The sequence below is a fragment of the Actinomyces oris genome, assembly GCF_006546825.1.
Taxonomy (GTDB): Bacteria; Actinomycetota; Actinomycetes; order Actinomycetales; family Actinomycetaceae; genus Actinomyces; species Actinomyces oris.
In genome coordinates this window covers 226,073-244,884 of sequence record NZ_VICC01000001.1, presented here as the reverse complement: position 1 = coordinate 244,884, position 18,812 = coordinate 226,073, and the positions used below count along the sequence as shown (strand labels likewise).

Below are 18,812 nucleotides of genomic sequence, written 5' to 3'. Positions count from 1 at the left end.
TCATCGCGCGGGCCTGGGGCGAAAGAGTCGTCATGGCTGCGAGCATAGCGGGAACGCCGCCGCCGGCGCTACCTCGCGCCAACAGGCCGGCGAAGGATCGAGGCTGATGCTGTCCGAGACCAGTCGCGCAGCTGGTCTCGGAGGGCATGATTAGTCGAGGATCTCTCCGGAGCCCGGTATGGGGGAGTCCAGCTCGATCTCGAAGGTCTCGAGCCTTGACGCGATCACCTGCTCAATGAGCCTCCTGGACCCTGCCAGGTAGATGGAGTCGTGGTAGATGGGGCACGCCGCGGTGAAGGCGCCGTCGGCTGCGTGAATGAGCAGGGGAGCGCAGGATCCCAGTTCTCCCGCGTGCCGGATGAGCCAGGACAGGGGCTCCTGGAGGATGAGCGCATCCGTGGGTCTCGCATCCGGCACGGTCAGCGGCTCGATGGCGGTACGTATGAGGTCGAACAGGTCGGGTGGCGGGGTTGGAACGGGAGACTGCTCTTGCAGTACTTCTGCGTAGCCCTTCCATAGAGCGAACCAGCACAGGGGGTCTCCTCCCTGTGCCAGGGCATATGTCAGGTGTTCGGCCGCCTCAGGACGAAGGTGTGCGTAGGGAGGGTCGATGTCCCTATCGGTGAGGTGCCTGATGCTCGCCCACGAGGTGTTGACGGTCAGGGGTGCGCCCGGGATGAGTGTTGACCACGGCAGTACTTGACCGGAATTGTCGAGAACTGGAAGAAGGAGGCGTGCAGCCGACTCGTGTCGATTGCCCACGATGTCGCGAACCGATGTTGAAGGGCTGCATTTGAAAAATACCTTAGTGGTCATGTGTTAAATCCATAGGTTACGATATCATAGGGCTGATCAAGTCCGATTTTCGGGATGTTATAGTATACCTCAATAGTGACGAATACTGCAGTTTCTCTTTGTGTCAAAGATATTTCTGTTGACGACATTCCAATTGTGAACTTGCATGGCGAATGCTGGTTCTCAACGCATTCGCGTGGCGGTAATTCCTTGGTGGGTAACCCTTCTGCGTCATAGCCTGCAAATTCTCGTGCAATAATCATTGCAGGGGTAACTGTAGAATGTACAGAAAGAGTGTTTTCAAGAGAATTCTCTGAGGTGATAGTTGTTAGGGTTCTAGGGTGTACGGATGGTGAGGTGGTGTTAAAAGACTTTGTTTCGAAATTGTACCAGATCGATGAGAGGGGGGAGATTTGATTTTCCTTGATCGAGGCGTTAGGGGGAGTGGCTGGTGGCTGCTCAACCTTCTCCAACGCTGGGGCTGTGGATGTGCTTAAGGTGGACGTTGGGCTGGCGGAAGGGGGTTGGCCCTGGCCGCAACCTGCGGCCAGGGCCAAAACTGAGGCGAGGGCCAACGCAGATGGCTTTGTCCTCAACTTGACTGAGTTCAGCACGTGAACCTGCTCACCCCGGGAATATCCCAGCTGGCTGTCCTTGCTTTGTAAATCGTCCCAGCCTCGAGTGATGCGTGCATGGAGTAGGCTCGGTAGGAGTGGGTCCCCTCTCCGACGCAGTTCTTATGTGGGGTCGCCGATCCGGAGGTGGAAGAATAGTTCTTGCTGGATGAGCCGCTTATAAGATACTCTTGTCCATACCAGCGATCGCGGTAGATAGACGTTACCGTTTCCACTCGCTCAACTGAATAGGCGCAGTTCATTTCTGCGTGAACAGAAACCGATACTTGGTCGGCGCTCTTGTGGGGGTAATGCGTCCTTCCGGTGCATTTTGCGGGAGATAGTTTTTCGACGGCCTTGGCTGGAACTTCTTTATCTGGTGTTTCATCCGGGAGGGTTGCAGTGGATGAAGGCTGGGGGTTCTCGTTAATACTGGGCGTTTCAACGTTGTCGTCCAGCAGTGTTAGTTGGTCGCTTCCGTCGCTGTTCGCTGCTGCTGCCGGAGTGAGCAGTGCCAGTGCCAGTGCTGCGGACCCGACTGCGTGAAGGGCGGTCGATTTCTTTATGATCATGACATGTCTCCTTGGGGGCGGGCTGGTGTGTCGAGTGTGGTAGCCAGCCTCTGACTTGTGTGGGTGCGGTGATTACTGTGTCATGAATACTTCTTCGCCCTCCGGATTGTCTATCTGGAAGCGATGCTGAGGTGCCGCTGACGTCGTCATTGAGGGCCGTAGTGTCTCGACTCAGTAAAATCTGCCGTGTCGTTAAATCTAGCACATCGTTGTCTGTGCGGCCAGTAGATCTCCAGTCTTTGTCGATATCTACATGTTCTTACTCGAGGCCTGCTCGGTCATTTTGGCGAAATGGGCGAGAGGTGTGGGAAGCAATTTTATTGAATCTGGAACTTTCATGCTGTGGTGAGGATTCTCTATGTTTCGTTTGTGCACTCTCTACAACAGGTCCTGCCGTGAGTCGTGATCCCGCATCGGTCGGTTGGGTGCGGGATGAGCGCACGCAGTAAGAAGTGGCGGTGCGCGGTGCTGGCGGTGGTTGGCCATCTGACGGTCGGCTGGAAAAGGTGCCTCGTCGCCATGCTCCGGTGTGTCCGTGGTTGTTGCGGCCTCTGCTTGGGGCTGTGGGCCTGAGCGTCGCCGAGCGTGGAAGCGGCAGCAGCAGAAGGTCGCCGCCTCGATCCGCTTCTCGGTCGCGGTCAACCGGCGCGGCGCAGGCGCAGGGAGTTGGTGACCACGATGACGCTGGAGGCGGCCATGGCGGCCCCCGCGATCATCGGGTTGAGCAGCCCGGCGGCCGCCAGCGGGATCGCGGCCACGTTGTAGGCGAAGGCCCAGAACAGGTTCTGACGGATGATCCGCAGGGTCGCCCGCGACACCCGCACCGCCGCCACCGCTGCATCCAGGTCCGTGCGCACCAGGGTGATGTCGGCGGCCTCAATGGCCACGTCCGCCCCCGATCCCATGGCGAAGCCCAGGCCTTGTGTGCCCGCCTGGGCCAGGGCGGCGGCGTCGTTGACCCCGTCACCCACCATGCCGACCACCGCGCCCTGGGACTGCAGGTCGGCGACGACGTCGCGCTTGTCGGCGGGCAGCACCTCGGCGCGCACGTCGGCGGCGTCGATCCCCACCTGGGCTGCCACGTGCTCAGCGGCCCGGGTGTTATCCCCGGTCAGCAGCACCGGCCGGATCCCCAGCTCGCGCAGTGCCGCCACCGCCTCCCGCGAGGAGGGCCGCACCGTGTCCCGCACCACGAGAACCGCCATGGCCTTCAGCGGCTGCGTATCGGGGGCCGCAGTGCCGGCGTCGTCGGTGCTGTCCGCGGCGGCCTCGTCCGGCGCCTCGGCGTCGGTGCTCGCGGCCTCACCGGCCCCGCCCACGGCCAGGACGACGGCGGTCGCCCCAGAGTCCTGGGCCTCCTCCACCGCTGAGCGCACCGCCTCGGGGACCTCGGCGCCCATCTCGCCGGTGAGCCAGCCCGGCCGGCCCACCGCGACCCGGCGCCCCTCCACGGTGGCGGAGACGCCCCGGCCCTCGTGGTTGGAGAAGTCGGCCGGCGTCGGCAGGTCGCCCAATCGCTCGCGGGCGGCCGCCGTGATGGCGGTGGCCACCGGGTGCTCCGAGGCGGACTCGACCGCCCCGGCCAGGCGCAGCGCCTCATCCCCGAGCGGGCTCAGGCCCGCGGCAGCATCTGCGCTGGTACCAGCGCCGGCGCCCACCTCCTGGCAGGCCTCAACCTCCAGGCTCATGCGCCCCTGGGTGACCGTGCCGGTCTTGTCCATGACCATCGTGTCCAGCGCCCGCGTCGACTCCAGCACCTCGGGGCCCTTGATGACCACGCCCAGCTGGGCGGCTCGGCCCGAACCGACCAGCAGCGCCGTCGGCGTGGCCAGCCCCAGCGCGCAGGGGCAGGCGATGACGAGCACGGCCACCGCCGCGGTGAAGGCCGCCTGCGGGCTGTGCCCGGTGAGCAGCCACCCCGCCAGGGTCGCGGCCGACAGCACCAGGACGATGGGCACGAACACCCCCGAGATCCGGTCCGCCAGGCGCTGGACGGGGGCCTTGCCCGCCTGCGCGGCCGTCACCATCCGGCCGATCCGCGCCAGCGTCGTCCCCTCGCCCACGGCCGTGGCCCGCACCAGCAGGACGCCGGAGGTGTTGACAGTCGCCCCAGTGACGGCCTGTCCCGCCTCGACCTCGGTGGGCACGGACTCCCCGGTGAGCAGCGAGGCGTCCACGGCCGAGCGGCCCTCGACGACGACGCCGTCGGCGGCCACCTTCTCACCCGGCCGCACGAGGAACAGGTCCCCGGCCGCCAGATCCTCAACACTGATGCGCTCCTCAGTGCGGGTGGCCTCCGCGCGCGGCGAGCCGTCCTCATCGAGGACGTCGACGGCGTCGCGGCTGCCCGACGGCGAGGTGAGGACGACCCGGGTCACCTCCTTGGCGCCCAGCTCCAGCAGGGCGCGCAGGGCGTCGCCGGAACGGTACTTGGCGCGCGCCTCCGCGTAGCGGCCCGCCAGGAGGAAGGTGGTCACCCAGGCGGCCGACTCGAAGTACATGTGGGCGGCATGCCCCTGGGAGCGGGGCAGCAGCTCCATGCTCATCCGCATGCCGATGTGCCCGGCCCCGCCGAGCACCAGCGCCCACAGGCTCCAGCCGGTCGCGGCGATCACCCCGAGGGACACGAGCGTGTCCATGGTGAAGGCCCCGTGGCGCAGCGCCCGGAAGGCCGCCTTGTGGAAGGGCCAGGCCCCCCAGGCCGCCACCGGCAGCGCCATGAGCGCCACCGCCCACTGCCAGCCCGGCAGCTGGAGGGCCGGCACCATGGAGATCGCCATGATCGGCACCGACAGGATGAGGCAGTAGATGAGCCGCAGTCGCAGGTCGGCGGCTCGCTCCATATGCGAGGCGCCCAGGGACTTTGCCCCGCTCCCGGAGGCGGAGCGGGGGGAGGTGCCGGTGGTGCCGTTCGTGCTGTTGGTGCCAGCGGGGGCGCCTGGGCGCGTGGCCGGCGCCGCGGCCGCCATGGACAGTGTCGCGCGGCCGCCTGCACCCTTTGCTCGGCGACGACCCCCGTCCGAGCCGGGCCCGGACGGTCCCGACGCCGGTGCCGCCGACGCCGCCGACGCGGGCTCCCCGGCCGGTGACGCCTCCGAGGCTGACGACTCCTCCGGTGAGGCGGTGTCCAGCAGGGCGCCGGTATAGCCGGCGCGGGCGACCGTGGCCAGGAGGTCATCGACGCTCACCGCGCTCGGGGCGGTGATGCGGGCCGACTCAGTGGCGAGGTTGACCGAGGCGCTCACGCCGTCGAGCTTGTTCAGCTTCTTCTCCACCCGGGCCACGCAGCTGGCGCAGGTCATGCCCCCGATGGAGAGGTTGACGGTGCGCTGCTGCCCGCCGGATTCCTGGCTGGTCGTACTCATGGGAGCCTCCTGTGTCCGTTGTCGTCCTGTGCTGTCTGCTGGCGTCCGCTGCCGCCCGTCGGCACCCGGGCTTCGGGCGCCGACGGGGCATGTCCGGGCTCAGCGCTCGCGGTCGTCGCGCTCGACGGCGTCGAGCGTGTAGTCCCCGGCCTCGTCGATGGCCTCGGCCAGGGCGGCGTCGTCGAGGTGGATGTCGGAGAGCACGGTGACGGTGGACTGCCCGCCCTTGTTGAGCAGGACGGAGACGTCCTTGACGCCGTCGAGTGCCTCGAGCTCCTCGGTGACGTGGGCGACGCAGTGGCCGCAGGTGAGTCCGGAGACCTTGAGGGTGGTGGTGCGGTCGATACCGTCGGCGGTGAACTCAGTCATCTCTCACTCCTTGGGAAGTGTGTGCGGAAAACGGGTGGATCGGAACGGGAACCAGGTGGTTCGCCGCGAAGCGGGCCGTGACGCTCAGGACCGCACGAGCCGGGCGATGGCGTCGGAGGCCTCGCGGATCTTGGCGGTGCCCTCCTCGTCGCCGGCCTGGGCGGCGTGCAGGACGCAGTGGCTCATGTGGTCCTCCAGCAGGCCGAGGCTGACGGCCTGGAGGGCCTTGGTGGCGGCGGAGATCTGGGTGAGGACGTCGATGCAGTAGATGTCCTCCTCAACCATGCGGGAGATACCCCTCACCTGCCCCTCGATGCGGCGCAGGCGCTTGAGGTAGTCCTCCTTGGATCCGGTGTAGCCGGCCATATCTCCTCCGTTGTCTCGGTCGGTATGGACCATACCCCTAGGGGGTAGGGGTGTCAAATACCCCTGAGGGGTATGTGGTTGTTGGTGCTCGGCCGGATGGGCGCGGATCCGGCACATGGTGGAGGGTGACGTGGGATGCTCGTGCCATGACCGCCGTTGCCCATGCCGCCCCCGGCCCCGCCGACCCCGACGCGGTGTCCCGGACGCCAGATGACCCCGATCTCCAGCTCGCCCGGGACCCCAGGGCGGGCGCCGGGCGACTCATGGTGCTGGCCGGCAACCGTCCCGACCTGCGCGGCGTCATCGCGGACAACCCGGGCTGCTCCCCGGAGCTGCGCGCCTGGGTGAGCCGTATGGGGGGTGCCTCCGCCGGCTCCGGACGCCGCGGTCCTGAGGCCGCGGTGGCTCGGACGGGCGGCTCTGGCGGCGCCGATGACGCGGATGATGCTGTGTCGCTGGCGCCCACGGGTTGGGAGCCCTCCGACATCGGCCTGGGCGATGAGCCCTTCGGCTCCGTCCTGGGTGACCCGCTCATGGGCTCACCGCTCTTCGACGACGACGGCTCGGGCCACCAATCCACCGACGCCGATCCCACCGAGCCCTCCGGTGCGGCCGCTCGCAACGACAAGGGCGGGCGGCGGGCGCCGTCGAGCCGGCGTACGGCCAGGCCGCACACCGCCTCCGCCCGTACCGCTCCGGCCCGCACCGCCTCGCGCACAGCCGCGGCCCGGGTCACGCAGGCCCCCGCCCCGCCCCCGCAGCGGCCGGCGGTGACGATGCCTGCGCCCCCGGTCCCGATGCCGCCCGGACGTTTCGCGCCCACAGCGCCCTACCCGGTGCCGGGGTTCGCCGGGCCGGTCGGGATTGCCGGGCCCGTCGGAGCCGCCCCGGGCCGGGTGGAGGCCGACCCCTGGGCCGTGGGAGGAGCGCCCGCCGGCGGTCTGCCGCCCGCACCTCCGCCGCCCTCCGGTGCACCGGGGAGCCCCGGTGCCTCCTTCGGGATGGGGCGCTACAACGCCCCGGCCTCCTCGCGCAGCGCCAGGAGGTCGGCCCCGTCGTCGCCGTCCAGCACGAGCCCGGCCAAGATCATTGGCTGGATCCTCTTCGCACTGCTGTTCATCGTCATCCGGGCCCTCAACGGCTGAGACGCAAGGGGGGTCAAGGGGGCGGGGGCGCGGCCCCAGGGGGTGGGCGCGCCTCAGGGCGCGGCGGAGCCCGGGGTCGAGCCGCTCGGGGCGCTGGCGGCCGGGATGGTGATGGGGCTGTTGGAGGCGTAGCCGTGCTTGAAGGCCCACACCACGATCTCCAGGCGTGAGACCGTCCCCGTCTTATGGAACAGGCCGGTGATGTGGGACTTGACCGTCGCCTCGGCGATCGCCAGCAGGGAGGCGATCTTGCGGTTCGAGGCCCCCTCGCACAGGAGGCGGAGCACGTCGCGCTCCCGCTGAGAGAGGTGGACGCTGCCGTCCGCGCCGCGTACGGAGGCCAGGGCGTAGTCGATCAGGCGCGTCGTCGGCGTCGGGGCCACGACCTTCGCCCCGGAGTGGACCGTGCGCACCGCCGCGATGATCTCCTCAGCCGGTGCGCTCTTGAGCAGGAAGCCGCTGGCCCCGGCTCCCAGGCCCTGCAGGAGGTCCTCGTCGGTGTCCACCGTGGTCAGCAGAATGACCCGGGTCGACGGCGAGAGGCGGAGCACCTCCCGGGTCATCTCCACGCCGTCCATGTGCTCCATGTGGACATCGGTGATGAGGACGTCGACCTGATGGGACTGCACAAATCGCAGGACGGCGCGAGGTGAGCGCGTTGCGGTGAGGATCGTGAAGTCCTCGACGTCGGAGAAATAGGACTCCAGATGGGCCAGGGCCATCGCGTCGTCGTCGACCAGGGCCAGGCCGACACAATCGGGAGAAATCTGGGAAGACATGAGTCTCCTTGGGCAGATGTGTGCAGTCCGCGATCAGTGGGGGGCGCGGTCTGCTGGGAACAGTGAACAAACTACCTGAAAAAAGATGATCGCCGTGTAAACACCCTCAGACGCGCCCCGACGAAAGGTGGAGGGAGCCATCCAAACGGCGAGGAAAGCAATAGATCAAAGGGCGATGCGAGGCCCCGTCGGATTCCGGCAGGCTCATGTCCAACGGCACTTCCCCAAGTGTGCCTCCTCTGTCGTTCCCAGGAAGGAGGGTCCGTGTATCGCTCTGCGCTCATTGAGGGCGTCGCGCCATCACTGGCTCGTGCTGCGTTACTCGAGTCTCCCTTCGGCCTGGTTTCCCGTTCCACCGAGCTGCCCCAAGCGGCCGGAGAGCCGGTCTTCGCGATCTGGACCGGTCTTCTGGGTGATCCCTCTGAGGCGCTGAGGTCACAGCGCACCTGGAATCACCGTGCCGAGGCGGGCAACTTCGACGGGGCCGGCGGGGCCATCGACGCCGATCGCGCCAGACACATCGCGATTGTGGAGACGATGGAGCGCTACTCCAGCTGCTCATGGACGGAGGAGGAGCTGGTGTGGGACACCCCCGCCGGTCTCGGCGAGGCCGCGATCGGACCGGAGCGCTGGCCGGCGTGCTCGGCCACCGAGCTGGCCGACCCCGACTGCGGGCTCATCGCCTCAGACCCCCGCGTCCCCCTGCGTTGGGTGCGCGGCTGGTCCCTGACCCGAGGCCGTGAGGTCTTCGTCCCAGCGGTGCTGACGTACCTCAACTTCCCGGTGCGCACCCCCTCCGAGCAGTTCGTCAACCCCATCTCCACCGGCACCGCTGCCCACTCCGACCTGCGCGAGGCGGTCCTGGGCGGCCTGCTCGAGGTCATCGAGCGCGACTCCATCGCCCTGACCTGGCTCCAGCGCCTGCGCCTGCCCGCGGTCGCCGTCGACCCCTCCACCCTGGGGGAGGAGGTCGCCGAGTACCACCGGGTCGGCACCTCCACCGAGCTGGAGACCCACCTGTTCGACGCCACCACCGACTACGGCGTCCCCACCCTCTACGCCGTCCAGACCTCCCAGGTCGACCCCGAGCTGGCTCAGGTGGTGGCCGCCACCTGCGACATCGACCCGCAGCGGGCGCTGGCCAAGATCTACCGCGAGCTCGCCTCCCTGCGCATCGCCCTGCGCAGCCACGCCCGCGGCCCGCGCGCCCAGGAGATCAAGGGCCAGGACCTCACCGTCGTCGGTGGCGCCCTGGCCGACGCCGAGCTGTCCATGCGCCACGTCTTCGACTTCCTCCTGGAGGGGGAGCGGCCCGTCCACGCCCTCGATGACATCGGCGCCCTCACGGCGTCCAGTCCCGGCGCTGGCAGCGGTGACAGCCCCGACGGCGCCGGTGGCAGTGCCGGCAGTGTTAGCAGTGCCGGTCCCGACCCGCTGGAGCAGGTCGTCACCAACCTGGAGCGGGCCGGCGCCGAGGCCATCGTCGTCGACATCACCACCGACGAGGCCCGCCAGGTCGGCATGCACGTCATCAAGGCCCTCATCCCCGAGGCCATGCCCCTGTCCTTCAGCCACCACGCCCGCTACCTGGCCACGCCCCGCCTCTATCAGGCGCCCCGGGCCATGGGCCTGACCGTCCACGACGAGGCGGGGATCAACCCCGTCCGCCAGCCCTTCGCCTGAGCCCGATGTCCGCATACCCGTCCACCTCACTGACCGACACCCAGGAGCCCCGACCCGACATGAGCACGACGCCGCCCGCACCGGACGCGCAGCCGGCACAGCACCCGGCACCGCAGGCCCCCACGGGGCCGGTGACGGCCTACCTGCCCCAGGGCGGGTTCGCGCGCGCCGTCGCCACGCGCCTGGCCGGGCCCAGCGACGTCGTCATCCCGGTTGATCAGGGGCTGGTCAGCGCCTACATCCCCTACGCCGACCGCGCGGTCCTCATCGCCGACCCCGACCAGACCGGCCTGCGCGAGGACCTCGACACCCTGTCCTTCACCCGGGGGATGCCCTCCCTGGGCCTGGAGCTCTTCCCCACCGAGCTGCGCTGCGGGCCACTCGTGGTCCCCGGCCGCAGCGCCTGCTACCGCTGCTACGACCGGCGCCGCCGCCAGCACGGCTACCGCCCCCTGCCCCCCGAGGTTGCCTCCGAGCACGGCCCGCTGGAGCAGGCCTACGCCCACCACCACGTGCTCCTGGGCGCCGGCCTCATCTCCCTGGCCCTGCAGACCCTCGACGCCCCCGGCCCCCAGGACCCGGCCCCGGAAGGCGCCGATGACGTCGCCCCGATCGGCGGCCGGGTGTGGACCATCGACCTCGTCTCCGGGATCACCACCTGCTCGCCGACCGTGGCCGTGGACCGCTGCGAGACCTGCTCGGGACGCTACGAGGGCCGCCGCGACGGCCTGCCCGCGCTCGCGGCCCTCCTGCCCGAGCGGCATGGGGAGGTGGCCTGAGATGGCCGGGGACGCCACAAGCTCCGTCATGCGTGCCGGCGACGTCGGCCGCGCCGCCCGCCGTGACCTGCAGTTCCGTATCCCCCGCAAGCCTGTGGTCCGCCTGGGGCTGCGCGCCCGGCCCGAGGAGACCGGCTGGATCATTGACGGCGCCCGCAAGAGCCAGGTCCTGGGTGGGGCCTTCGCCCGCGAGCACATGGGCGCCCTGCTCCAGGCCTGCGACGGCACCCGCACCCTCGAGGATATCGGTGAGGTCACCGGCGTCGGCCCCCAGGCCGCCTTCGAGGCCGTTTCCCTGCTGTGGACCGGCGGCATCGTCGAAGAGGGCGACACCGAGCCCGCCCCCGGAGACCCGGCGCCCGAGCTGGCGCGGCTGCTCTCCCGCCTGGGCGACTCCACCGGCGTCAACGACTCCTGGCAGGACGCCGCCCGCCGCCTGGCCGCCGCCCGGGTCGCCGTCGTGGGGGATGCCGAGCTGGCTGGGGAGATGGTCGCCGCCCTGGAGCCCACCCTGCCCGAGGTGCGGCTCGACAGCGCCCCCCGCCGCGGGGACACCCTCACCGTCCTCGTCGAGACCGCCGACTCCGCGGCCCGCTCCCAGGAGGTGGCGCGCCGCTGCCGCGAGGAGGGCATCGCGCTGCTGCGGGTGCGTGCCGAGCAGGAGGCGGTGACGGTGGGCCCCTATGTCGACGAGTCCTTCTCGCCCTGCCTGGCCTGCGCCTGCGCCGACGAGCCCGAGATCGGCCCGCGCCCCGAGCCCGTCCGCCACGACATCATCGTCGGCCTGGCCGCCCGGGCCGTGGCCGCCCTCATCGCCCGCGCCACCGTCACTCACCTGCCCGGGGACGCGCGGCGCACCGACCTGGCCACTTTCACCTACTCCGACCGCCCGGTCGTCTCCCGCCCCGGCTGCCCCATCTGCTCGGTGGCCGGGGCCGGCGAGGAGCCGGTGCCGGTGGCGCCCTCGGCCCCCGTGGGGGCCCGCTACGAGCAGTCCGTGGCCATCCCGCCGGCCGCCTTCGTCGACTCCAAGGGCCACCAGCAGCACTACAAGCCCTCCAACCTGCGCCTCCAGCGCGAGTTCCGCGACTGGCCGGTCTGCCCGCGCACGCCCCTGCCGCCGGCCGACCTCGAGCGCCTCGACCAGCCCTGGCCGATCGCGCACCCGCTCACCGACGACGGCGCCGAGCCCGACGTCCTCGCCCGCCCCACCCTGGGCGAGCTCGCCACGATCCTGGCGCTGTCGGTGGGCGTGCGCGAGCCGCTCGGCGCCGAGCCCACCGGTCAGGAGCCGGCCGAGGCCGCCCCGGCCCCGCTGAGCGCCAAGCTGCGCCGCTGGACGGCCGCCGGCGGCAACATCGGCTCGGTGACCGCCTACGTGCTCGTCCCCGAGCACGGGCAGGCCGGCCAGGAGGTCACGGGAGCGGCCGGGCAGCGGCTCGCCCCTGGCACCTACGTCTACATCGAGCGCGACCACGCCCTGGCCCTCATCGGCCCCGCCCCCGTGGCGGCTGACACCGGGACGGACGCAGGGACTGATGCCGCGGCGGAGGTCGGGCCGGATCTCCTGCCCGACGGCGTCGGCGCCCGGATCGTCCTGACCGGGAACGTGGACAAGGTGGCCCGCAAGTACTTCTCCTTCGCCCTGCGCATCGCGGTCCAGGACTGCGGCTGCTCCTTCGAGGTGCTCCGTCTGGTCGCCGAGGCCCTGGGGGTGCCGCTGCGCGCCCGGGCCCGCTGGGACGAGCAGCGCATCGCCCGGGCGCTGGGCACCGACCCGGCCCGGGAACCGGCCTGCATCGTCGTCGACCTGGGAGGCCGCCGTGCGCACTGACTTCGAGACGCTGCGCGAGCTCATCTCCGGCTTCTCCGCCGGAACGGACACGCGCTCCGCCGAGCCGACCTCCGACGGCCTGGCCGCGCGCCGCCCGCGCCCGCCGCTGGACTGCCGGCTGCCGGACGCGCTCGTCCCCGGCCCCCAGGACCCTTACCCTCACAGCCTGCACGAGACCTTCGAGCGCCGCTCGTCGTCGACCAGCTACGGCACCGAGCCGCTCGAGGCCGAGGCCCTCCTGGGCATGGTCCGAGACGCCCTGGTCGACGACGCGCGCACTTGGGGGGCGGACGCGGCGGCCTGCCCCCTGGAGCCCTTCGTGCTCCTGCTGCGCCCGGGCGGCGCCGAGCCCGGCATCTACCGGGTGCGGCTCGACGGCGTGGACCTCGTTCGCCCCCTGCCGCCGGCCGAGGAGATCGAGGGCATGGCGGTGCAGAAGGAGTTCGCCCGCGCCGGGGCCATCGTCTCGGTGGCCGCCAACCTTGATGAGGCCGACGCCTGGGGCGGGGCCGCCGGCTACCGCTTCACCATGAGCCGCAGCGCTGCCCTCATCTACTCGTTGCACCTGCGCGCCGCCGCTCGGGGACTGGTGGGGACGGTCTTCGCTGGCTTCGCCACCTCGGCGGTGCGCCACCTGCTGGACTCCGACGGCGTCAGCCGCCACCAGATGTTCGCCGTCACCATCGCCAGTCCGCAGACAGAACCGCCCTATCAGGCGGCCGGCTAGTCCCGGCCCGCCCGCCGCGAGCGCCGTCGGCCCACCTGCTGGTCCACCGCCGGCCAGACGGACCCAGAACTGCATACCGCGTCACAGAGTTCCCCAGTGTTCCACGGACCACCCCGTTCGCGGGGTTGGGGCCCGGTCCCGGCAGACCGGACCCCCGGGGCCCGAAAGGGCCCCGCTCCTGCCCACCAGACACCTGAGAGAAGGAGGTGAACAGCATATGACGAACAGCTCGATTGATCTCACCCTCGCCGACAGTGACTTCGGCGTCGAGGAGCTGCCCGAGGGCAACGCCCTGGGTTGTGCCTTCAGCAGCGCCAGCGCGTCCTGTCCGGCCAGCGCCGCCTCGGCCTCGTGCCCGGCCAGCGCGGCCTCGGCCTCGTGCCCGGCCTGCGCCGCCAGCGCGTCGACGACGTCCTGCTGACGACCCCATGGTGGCGGGCAGGGGACCGGGGTCCCCTGCCCGCCACTGGCGGTACCCCGGATGCCCGCGAACCGACCGGAGGGAGCCACGAGCCCACGATGAGCACGGTGATGAGTACGGCGACGAGAGCGCCGACGAGCCCTGGTAGCCGCCCGACGAGCCCGATCCCGCGCCTGCGCCGCGGGGTGAGCCTCATCGTCGGGATGGACAACCAGCCGATGCTGTTCGACTCCGACTCGGGCAAGTACCACCGGCTCGGCGCGGCCGCCGCCTTCATCGTGGGCCAGTTCGACGGGGTGCGCCCCCTGCCGACCATCATCGAGGAGCTGCCCCAGGACATCGATGAGGCGGGCGCCCAGCGCATCACGGGCCTGGTCGACAACCTGCGCGACAAGGGCCTCCTGGCGGGTGGCCAGCCCGACTCCGCCCACCCCGCCGACCCCGCCGCTTCGGCGGCCCCGGCGCGCACCAGGCGCAGCCGTGGACGCCACACGGCCCAGCCCTGCCGGGCCCGCCACCTCAAGGTCGAGAGGCCCCGCCGCAGCGGGGGCTGGTGGCTGCCCCGCATCATCATCGCCCGCAAGTACCACCGGATCGTCGCTCCCGTTGTCACCCTGCTCCAGCGCCTGCCGGCTCCCGCGCTCAGCTGGGTCTTCCTGGCCCTGGCCGCCTGCGGGTACGCGGCCGGGGCCATGGCGCTCAGCTCCCTGGCCGGGGGACCCCGCCCGGGAGTCCTGGTCTTCGTCACGGCGGTGGCGATCCAGCTGGTGAGCATCCTGCTGCACGAGTCCTGGCACGCCATCGTCGCCGGCTACCTGGGCACCCCCATCCGCGGACTGGGGGTGGCGCTCATGTTCTGGGCGATCCCCATCGCCTACGTCGACCGCACTGACTCCTACCGGGTGCGCTCCCGGAGCGGGCTGACCATGCTCGCCCTGGCCGGCATCTTCTCCGACGGCGTCGTCTGCGGACTGGAGGCGGCCGTCGCCTGGGCCTCGACGGGAACGGTGCGCCAGGTGGCCCTGACCCTGTGCGCCTTCCAGCTCACCATGCTCGTCACCAACCTCAACCCCCTCACCCAGTCCGACGGCGTCGCCGCGGTCGAGGCGGCCACCGGCTCGGTCAACCTGCGCGGGCGCTCCATGTTCGTGCTGCGCTGCATCCTGACGCGCCAGCCGCTGCCGCCGGGCCTGGCCGTCATGCGGCCCGCGGTGCGCTGGGGCTACTTCATTTACGGGCTGGCGTGCTCTCTTCTCGGACTGGTGGCCTTCGTGATGAGCATTGTATGGATAGGCTACTGGCTGTACGCCCTCTTGAAAGGTTTCCTCCTATGACGCAGCCGGTTCTCTCTCGTGCCGGTGCCTCCCCCTCCCAACAGCCACAGCCGCAGCCCGTATCCGCCGTGACCCCCGGGGAGCCCATCCCATCCGCTCCGACCTCCGCCGTACCAGCGCCGGTACCGGCACCGGAGCCGGAGCCCCCGGCCCTGGCCCAGCCCGCCGTGGCCCTGCCGACCCTCGTGCGCCTGGGCGGGCTGCCGGTGCGGGCCGTCCCCGAGACCAGCGCCGCCGTCATCGGCACCCTGGACTACCTGCGTCGGCTCGACGAGGTGCTCGACGGCGCCGCCGACCAGCTGCTCGACCCGCTCTACGAGATCGTCCCCACCCTGGACAAGGCCGAGCGCCGCCCGGTCCTGCGCGCCAAGCGTTGCGTCTTCCAGGGGCGCGCCACCGACCTGTCCGAGGAGGTCCTGGCGGCCCTGCCCGCCGAGCTGCGCGCGCTGCTGGAGCGCTGGGACGCCCTGGTGGCCCGCAAGGAGGAGACCCGCGCCCGCCTGGCCGTCCTGGTCGACGTCGACCTGGACCGCAGCCGCGAGCTGCTGGCGGCCGGCCTCGACGAGCCCGGCTACCAGGAGGCCCTGGCGATTGCCGCCCCGGCCCTGGTCTCCACCCTGGCCGCCCGCGGCCGCCGGCTCGAGGACCCCCGCGTCCTGCGCACCCTCTACACCCTGGCCACCCGGGCCGCCCTCAAGACCAGCCCCTTCTCGGGACTGACCACCGTCAACGAGGCGGGCCAGCCCTCCACCGGGCGCAGCCACCGCATGGTGGCCACCCACCTGGCCTACCGCATCCTGAGCGCCACCGCCCAGGACCTGGCCGCCGACGGCGCCCTCTACCTCGAGCCCGCCCCCGTGCGCCGGTCCTACAGCGCCGCACCCGGCCCGGACGCGGCCGGCGCCTACGGCCAGTACCCCTCCCGTGAGGTCGAAGCGGAGGCGCTGACCGTCGTCGGCGAGCACGAGTACGGCAACGGCATGGTCTTCCGCCAAGAGACCATCCAGCCCGCCCGCTGGCTCCAGGAGACCCACGACGCCCTCACCGGCGGCGGCATGCACGCCGTGCTCAGTGTGCGCGACGCCTGCGAGCGCGTGGGCGGCGCCGACCCACGCCTGCGCCTGGAGCGGCTGCTGGCCTCCGGTGCCATCGTGCCGCACGTGCCCTGGTACCGCGGGGAGAACCCCTTCCCGCTGCTGGCCGCCTCGCTCTCTCCGGAGCAGCAGCGCCAGTGGGGCAAGGACCTGGCCTGGCTGGCCCGGCTCGACGACGCCGTCGGCGCCGCCGACGGGCCCGGCCGCGCCGAGCTCCTCAACCGCACGGTGCGCCTGGCCGAGCGGGTCTTCCCCGACGGCGAGCTCGGCGAGCGCCCCAGCGGCTTCCTCTACGAGGACCGCGAGTCGACCCGCAGCTGGGTCGACCCTCTCGAGGACGCCCCCTTCGAGCAGGACGTCAAGACCCTGGGCGAGCTCGCCGACCCCTGGGTGGCCCGCTCCCACATCTACGACCTCATGGTGGCCCGCTTCGTCTCCCTGTTCGGAAACGGCGGGGTGTGCAAGGACCCGCTGGCCTTCTTCATGACCATCGCCCACGCCCCCGATGGCGACCAGGAGATGCTGCGCGCCGCCGGGCTCGACTATGCCGCCGGTCCCAATGAGGAGCGCGCCGCGCTGTCCGGCGGGCTCTCCGGCTCGCCCAGGCACCTGGGCGCCTTCCTCCAGCCGGTGGCCCCCAGCGCCCGGACCTACGCCGCCGGCGGGGGCCTGACCGTCGTCAACGCCTTCACCAACGCCAACGGCTCCCTCCAGGCCCGCTTCCACCGGCTCCTGGGCTCCGGCTTCCGGGAGCGCCTGGCCACACGGATCCGCACCTCCTGGGGCACCGAGAGGGTCCTGGAGATCCAGGCCAGCACCGAGTGCAACACCGGTCAGGCCGTCTCCTGCGGGCTCCTGCCGCCGCTGGGGCTGCCCGGTGAGCCGGGGGCGCCGGAGGCGGTCCCCCTCAGCTCCCTGCGGCTCGTCCACGACCCGGCCACGAGCACCCTGTTCCTGGCCGACGACGCCGGGCCCGTGGGACTGGCTTACCTGGGCCTGACCCCCCAGTACCTCCTGGGCGGCTACCTGTCCTGGCTGGTGCTGCTGAGCGACCCCTGGTCCCGGCTGCCTCCGTTCGCGGACCACTGGACCAGCCGCCGTCGGGACCTGAACGGGCCCCTGCCCGACGAGGTGATGCACTCCGAGCGGACCGTGGCCGGCCGCCTGGTGACCCGCCGCGAGTCCTGGACCTTCCCGGCCCGCCAGATCGCCCCGCTCATGGACCGCGACCTGTCCACGACCCTGCTGCACATGGACGACCTGCGCAAGCAGTGGGGCATACCCACGGAGGTGTTCGTCCACCAGCACATGCCCTCCCAGGGCGCCACCTTCGACCAGCACAAGCCCCGCTACGTGGACCTCACCTCACCGGTGTCACTGCTGGCGCTGCGCGGCTGGATCGACCCCGGCGCCGCCCACATCAGCTTCGTCGAGGCCCTGCCGGCCCGCGGTGAGGCCCTGGGGCTCACCCAGGACGGTGAGCCGACGGTGGCCGAGTACCTGGTGGGACTCCAGTGGCCCAAGAACCTGGGAGGCATGGCATGAGCACGCACGACGACGTCCAGTCCAGCCGGCGCGAGCAGCGCAACCAGCCCAGCCGGCTCATCCGCTCCCGCAGGCTGCGCTGGCTCGGGGGGCGCTCGCGGGCCAGCGAGCAGGCGGAGCGCACCGGGCCGGCGAGCCAGGGTGGCCAGGTGGGCCAGATGGATCAGGTGAGCCAGGTGGGCCAGGTGGGCCAGCCCAGTCAGGGCGGTCAGGCCGGCCAGGCCGGAATGGTCGGCCTGGGGGGCGCGAAGCCGCAGGCGGGCGGCTCGATCCCGGGGATCCAGCCCTTGGAGATGGCGGCCGCCGACTTCGGCAACCTGCGCGCCCAGCACAGCGCGATGCGCCAGCGGGGCGCGGCGATGGCCGGTCAGCGTGAGGGGGTCGGCTGGCTGTATGCGCGGATCTACTGCGCCGGCGGGGACGACACCGACGCCCTGCTGCCCGAGGTCGCCCAGTGGCTGGATCGGGCCCGCGGCCAGTGGGACATCCGCTCGGCGCACTTCCTGCGCTTCGTCGACCTGCGCGGCCACCACATCCGGCTGCGGCTCAAGGCCGTCGAGGGCGTCCTGGATGAGGCCTACGCGAGCATGCGCGAGCTGGGGGCCGTGGCCCAGCGCACCGAGGCGCGCACGGTTGAGCGCCTCGTCTCCGATCCGATGACCGGGGGGATCGGCGCGAGCCGGCCCGGCATCACCTTCGGCGTCTACGGCCCCGAGTACGACAAGTACGGGGGTGTGGCCGGCGTCGAGGAGGCCGAGCGGCACTTCTACGTCTCGAGCCGATGGTGCCTGGACCATCAGGTGTGGCAGATTCCGCGGCCGGTGCCGCGGGCGGCCCTGGCGGCGCGGTTCCTGGCGCTGGCGGCCCGCAGTGCGCCGCTGCCCGAAGCCGAGCTGCTTTCCGCCCACCTGCGGATGTGGGGCTCGCGGCTCCCCGCGCACCTGCGCGACGGCAGCGCCCTGGGGCCGATCGTTCAGCAGCTGCTGGAGGTCATCGAGTTCCAGTTCGACGAGATCCCGTCCTGGAGCCAGGCAGCGGCGGCCGTGGGTGAGCTGGCCGACGACGCCGGGCGCGCCATCGGCGTCATGGGGGCGGGCACCGGCGGGCGCCGGGCCCTGGACCTGCTGCACATCGACGTCAACCGGCTCGGCCTCAACCCGGCCGAGGAGTGCATCGCCGGGCTGTGCGCCCGCCAGCTCCTGACCGGGGGCGCCGTGCCCCCGGCCCAGCCCTCAGCCGCCGTCGGGTAGCCGGGCGCCGCGGCGCCCGGGAACCCAGAACCGCGCGAAGTGTCCATGAGAAGGCCCCTGATTGTCGATGAAGGGCGCCAGAGTGCGCATGAAGTGTCGATGAGGTGTTCATGAAGGGCCGTGGAGTGTCGATGAAGGCC

16 protein-coding genes are annotated in these 18,812 nt (G+C 71.1%); 9 read left to right on the top strand and 7 right to left on the bottom strand.

What is annotated here, in order from left to right:
* Positions 1-150 precede the first annotated feature (150 nt).
* The 6 genes from FK267_RS01085 to FK267_RS01060 all read right to left on the bottom strand — a co-directional run bounded on the left by FK267_RS01085 (position 151) and on the right by FK267_RS01060 (position 6,081).
* The gene (locus FK267_RS01085) at positions 151-816 is read right to left on the bottom strand and encodes a hypothetical protein (protein WP_141405880.1); all 666 of its coding nucleotides are present in this window, start codon (positions 814-816) and stop codon (positions 151-153) included.
* Positions 813-1,409 carry a hypothetical protein gene (locus tag FK267_RS01080; RefSeq protein ID WP_141405879.1) on the bottom strand — a complete coding sequence of 199 codons (597 nt, stop codon included), beginning with the start codon at positions 1,407-1,409 and terminating at the stop codon, positions 813-815. Before FK267_RS01080 ends, FK267_RS01085 begins: the two co-directional genes overlap by 4 nt.
* The gene (locus FK267_RS01075) at positions 1,403-1,981 is read right to left on the bottom strand and encodes a hypothetical protein (protein ID WP_141405878.1); all 579 of its coding nucleotides are present in this window, start codon (positions 1,979-1,981) and stop codon (positions 1,403-1,405) included. Before FK267_RS01075 ends, FK267_RS01080 begins: the two co-directional genes overlap by 7 nt.
* Before the next feature lie 638 nt (positions 1,982-2,619).
* On the bottom strand, positions 2,620-5,346 hold the full coding sequence (locus FK267_RS01070) for a heavy metal translocating P-type ATPase (RefSeq protein ID WP_141405877.1): 2,727 nt from the start codon (positions 5,344-5,346) through the stop codon (positions 2,620-2,622).
* Positions 5,347-5,445: 99 nt separating this feature from the next.
* Positions 5,446-5,715: a heavy-metal-associated domain-containing protein gene (locus FK267_RS01065; RefSeq protein ID WP_003788344.1), complete on the bottom strand. Its 270-nt coding sequence runs from the start codon at positions 5,713-5,715 to the stop codon at positions 5,446-5,448.
* Between the two features lie 84 nt (positions 5,716-5,799).
* Positions 5,800-6,081 carry a metal-sensitive transcriptional regulator gene (locus FK267_RS01060; protein ID WP_010612815.1) on the bottom strand — a complete coding sequence of 94 codons (282 nt, stop codon included), beginning with the start codon at positions 6,079-6,081 and terminating at the stop codon, positions 5,800-5,802.
* A gap of 146 nt (positions 6,082-6,227) precedes the next feature.
* Here FK267_RS01060 and FK267_RS01055 point away from each other — a divergent pair, with 146 nt between their 5' ends.
* Positions 6,228-7,226: a variant leucine-rich repeat-containing protein gene (locus FK267_RS01055; protein ID WP_141405876.1), complete on the top strand. Its 999-nt coding sequence runs from the start codon at positions 6,228-6,230 to the stop codon at positions 7,224-7,226.
* A 53-nt stretch (positions 7,227-7,279) separates the two neighbouring features.
* On the opposite strand, the gene FK267_RS01050 is transcribed toward FK267_RS01055, so the two are convergent.
* Positions 7,280-8,005, bottom strand: a complete 726-nt coding sequence (locus tag FK267_RS01050; RefSeq protein WP_075378752.1) for a response regulator transcription factor — start codon at positions 8,003-8,005, stop codon at positions 7,280-7,282.
* Between the two features lie 264 nt (positions 8,006-8,269).
* On the opposite strand from FK267_RS01050, the gene FK267_RS01045 reads away from it, so the two are divergent.
* From FK267_RS01045 to FK267_RS01005, 8 genes are all read left to right on the top strand, one after another.
* Positions 8,270-9,688 (top strand): YcaO-like family protein, encoded by a 1,419-nt coding sequence (locus FK267_RS01045; protein WP_141405875.1) that lies wholly within the window; start codon positions 8,270-8,272, stop codon positions 9,686-9,688.
* A gap of 5 nt (positions 9,689-9,693) precedes the next feature.
* A complete protein-coding gene (locus tag FK267_RS01040; RefSeq protein ID WP_141405874.1) occupies positions 9,694-10,467 on the top strand; it encodes a cyclodehydratase in 774 nt (257 codons plus the stop codon).
* A 1-nt stretch (position 10,468) separates the two neighbouring features.
* The gene (locus FK267_RS01035) at positions 10,469-12,301 is read left to right on the top strand and encodes a nitroreductase family protein (protein WP_141405873.1); all 1,833 of its coding nucleotides are present in this window, start codon (positions 10,469-10,471) and stop codon (positions 12,299-12,301) included.
* Positions 12,291-13,028 (top strand): hypothetical protein, encoded by a 738-nt coding sequence (locus FK267_RS01030; protein ID WP_141405872.1) that lies wholly within the window; start codon positions 12,291-12,293, stop codon positions 13,026-13,028. Before FK267_RS01035 ends, FK267_RS01030 begins: the two co-directional genes overlap by 11 nt.
* A gap of 217 nt (positions 13,029-13,245) precedes the next feature.
* Entirely contained in the window at positions 13,246-13,449 is a 204-nt protein-coding gene (locus FK267_RS01025) for a thiocillin family RiPP (RefSeq protein WP_020992058.1), read from the top strand.
* A 98-nt stretch (positions 13,450-13,547) separates the two neighbouring features.
* Positions 13,548-14,783, top strand: a complete 1,236-nt coding sequence (locus tag FK267_RS01015; RefSeq protein WP_141406253.1) for a PqqD family protein — start codon at positions 13,548-13,550, stop codon at positions 14,781-14,783.
* Positions 14,780-17,422 carry a lantibiotic dehydratase gene (locus FK267_RS01010; protein ID WP_141405871.1) on the top strand — a complete coding sequence of 881 codons (2,643 nt, stop codon included), beginning with the start codon at positions 14,780-14,782 and terminating at the stop codon, positions 17,420-17,422. Before FK267_RS01015 ends, FK267_RS01010 begins: the two co-directional genes overlap by 4 nt.
* Complete coding sequence (locus FK267_RS01005; protein ID WP_141405870.1) at positions 17,419-18,672, top strand: thiopeptide-type bacteriocin biosynthesis protein; 1,254 nt, start codon at positions 17,419-17,421, stop codon at positions 18,670-18,672. The genes FK267_RS01010 and FK267_RS01005 overlap by 4 nt, the downstream gene beginning before the upstream one ends.
* The last annotated feature ends 140 nt before the right edge of the window (positions 18,673-18,812 follow it).

Coding starts and splice junctions, on each gene's coding strand:
- FK267_RS01070 (WP_141405877.1), bottom strand. CDS start 5,346: ATGAGTACGACCAGCCAGGAATCCGGCGGGCAGCAGCGCACCGTCAAC.
- FK267_RS01065 (WP_003788344.1), bottom strand. CDS start 5,715: ATGACTGAGTTCACCGCCGACGGTATCGACCGCACCACCACCCTCAAG.
- FK267_RS01060 (WP_010612815.1), bottom strand. CDS start 6,081: ATGGCCGGCTACACCGGATCCAAGGAGGACTACCTCAAGCGCCTGCGC.
- FK267_RS01005 (WP_141405870.1), top strand. CDS start 17,419: ATGAGCACGCACGACGACGTCCAGTCCAGCCGGCGCGAGCAGCGCAAC.
- FK267_RS01055 (WP_141405876.1), top strand. CDS start 6,228: ATGACCGCCGTTGCCCATGCCGCCCCCGGCCCCGCCGACCCCGACGCG.
- FK267_RS01025 (WP_020992058.1), top strand. CDS start 13,246: ATGACGAACAGCTCGATTGATCTCACCCTCGCCGACAGTGACTTCGGC.
- FK267_RS01010 (WP_141405871.1), top strand. CDS start 14,780: ATGACGCAGCCGGTTCTCTCTCGTGCCGGTGCCTCCCCCTCCCAACAG.
- FK267_RS01015 (WP_141406253.1), top strand. CDS start 13,548: ATGAGCACGGTGATGAGTACGGCGACGAGAGCGCCGACGAGCCCTGGT.
- FK267_RS01050 (WP_075378752.1), bottom strand. CDS start 8,005: ATGTCTTCCCAGATTTCTCCCGATTGTGTCGGCCTGGCCCTGGTCGAC.
- FK267_RS01075 (WP_141405878.1), bottom strand. CDS start 1,981: ATGATCATAAAGAAATCGACCGCCCTTCACGCAGTCGGGTCCGCAGCA.
- FK267_RS01035 (WP_141405873.1), top strand. CDS start 10,469: ATGGCCGGGGACGCCACAAGCTCCGTCATGCGTGCCGGCGACGTCGGC.
- FK267_RS01085 (WP_141405880.1), bottom strand. CDS start 816: ATGACCACTAAGGTATTTTTCAAATGCAGCCCTTCAACATCGGTTCGC.
- FK267_RS01040 (WP_141405874.1), top strand. CDS start 9,694: ATGTCCGCATACCCGTCCACCTCACTGACCGACACCCAGGAGCCCCGA.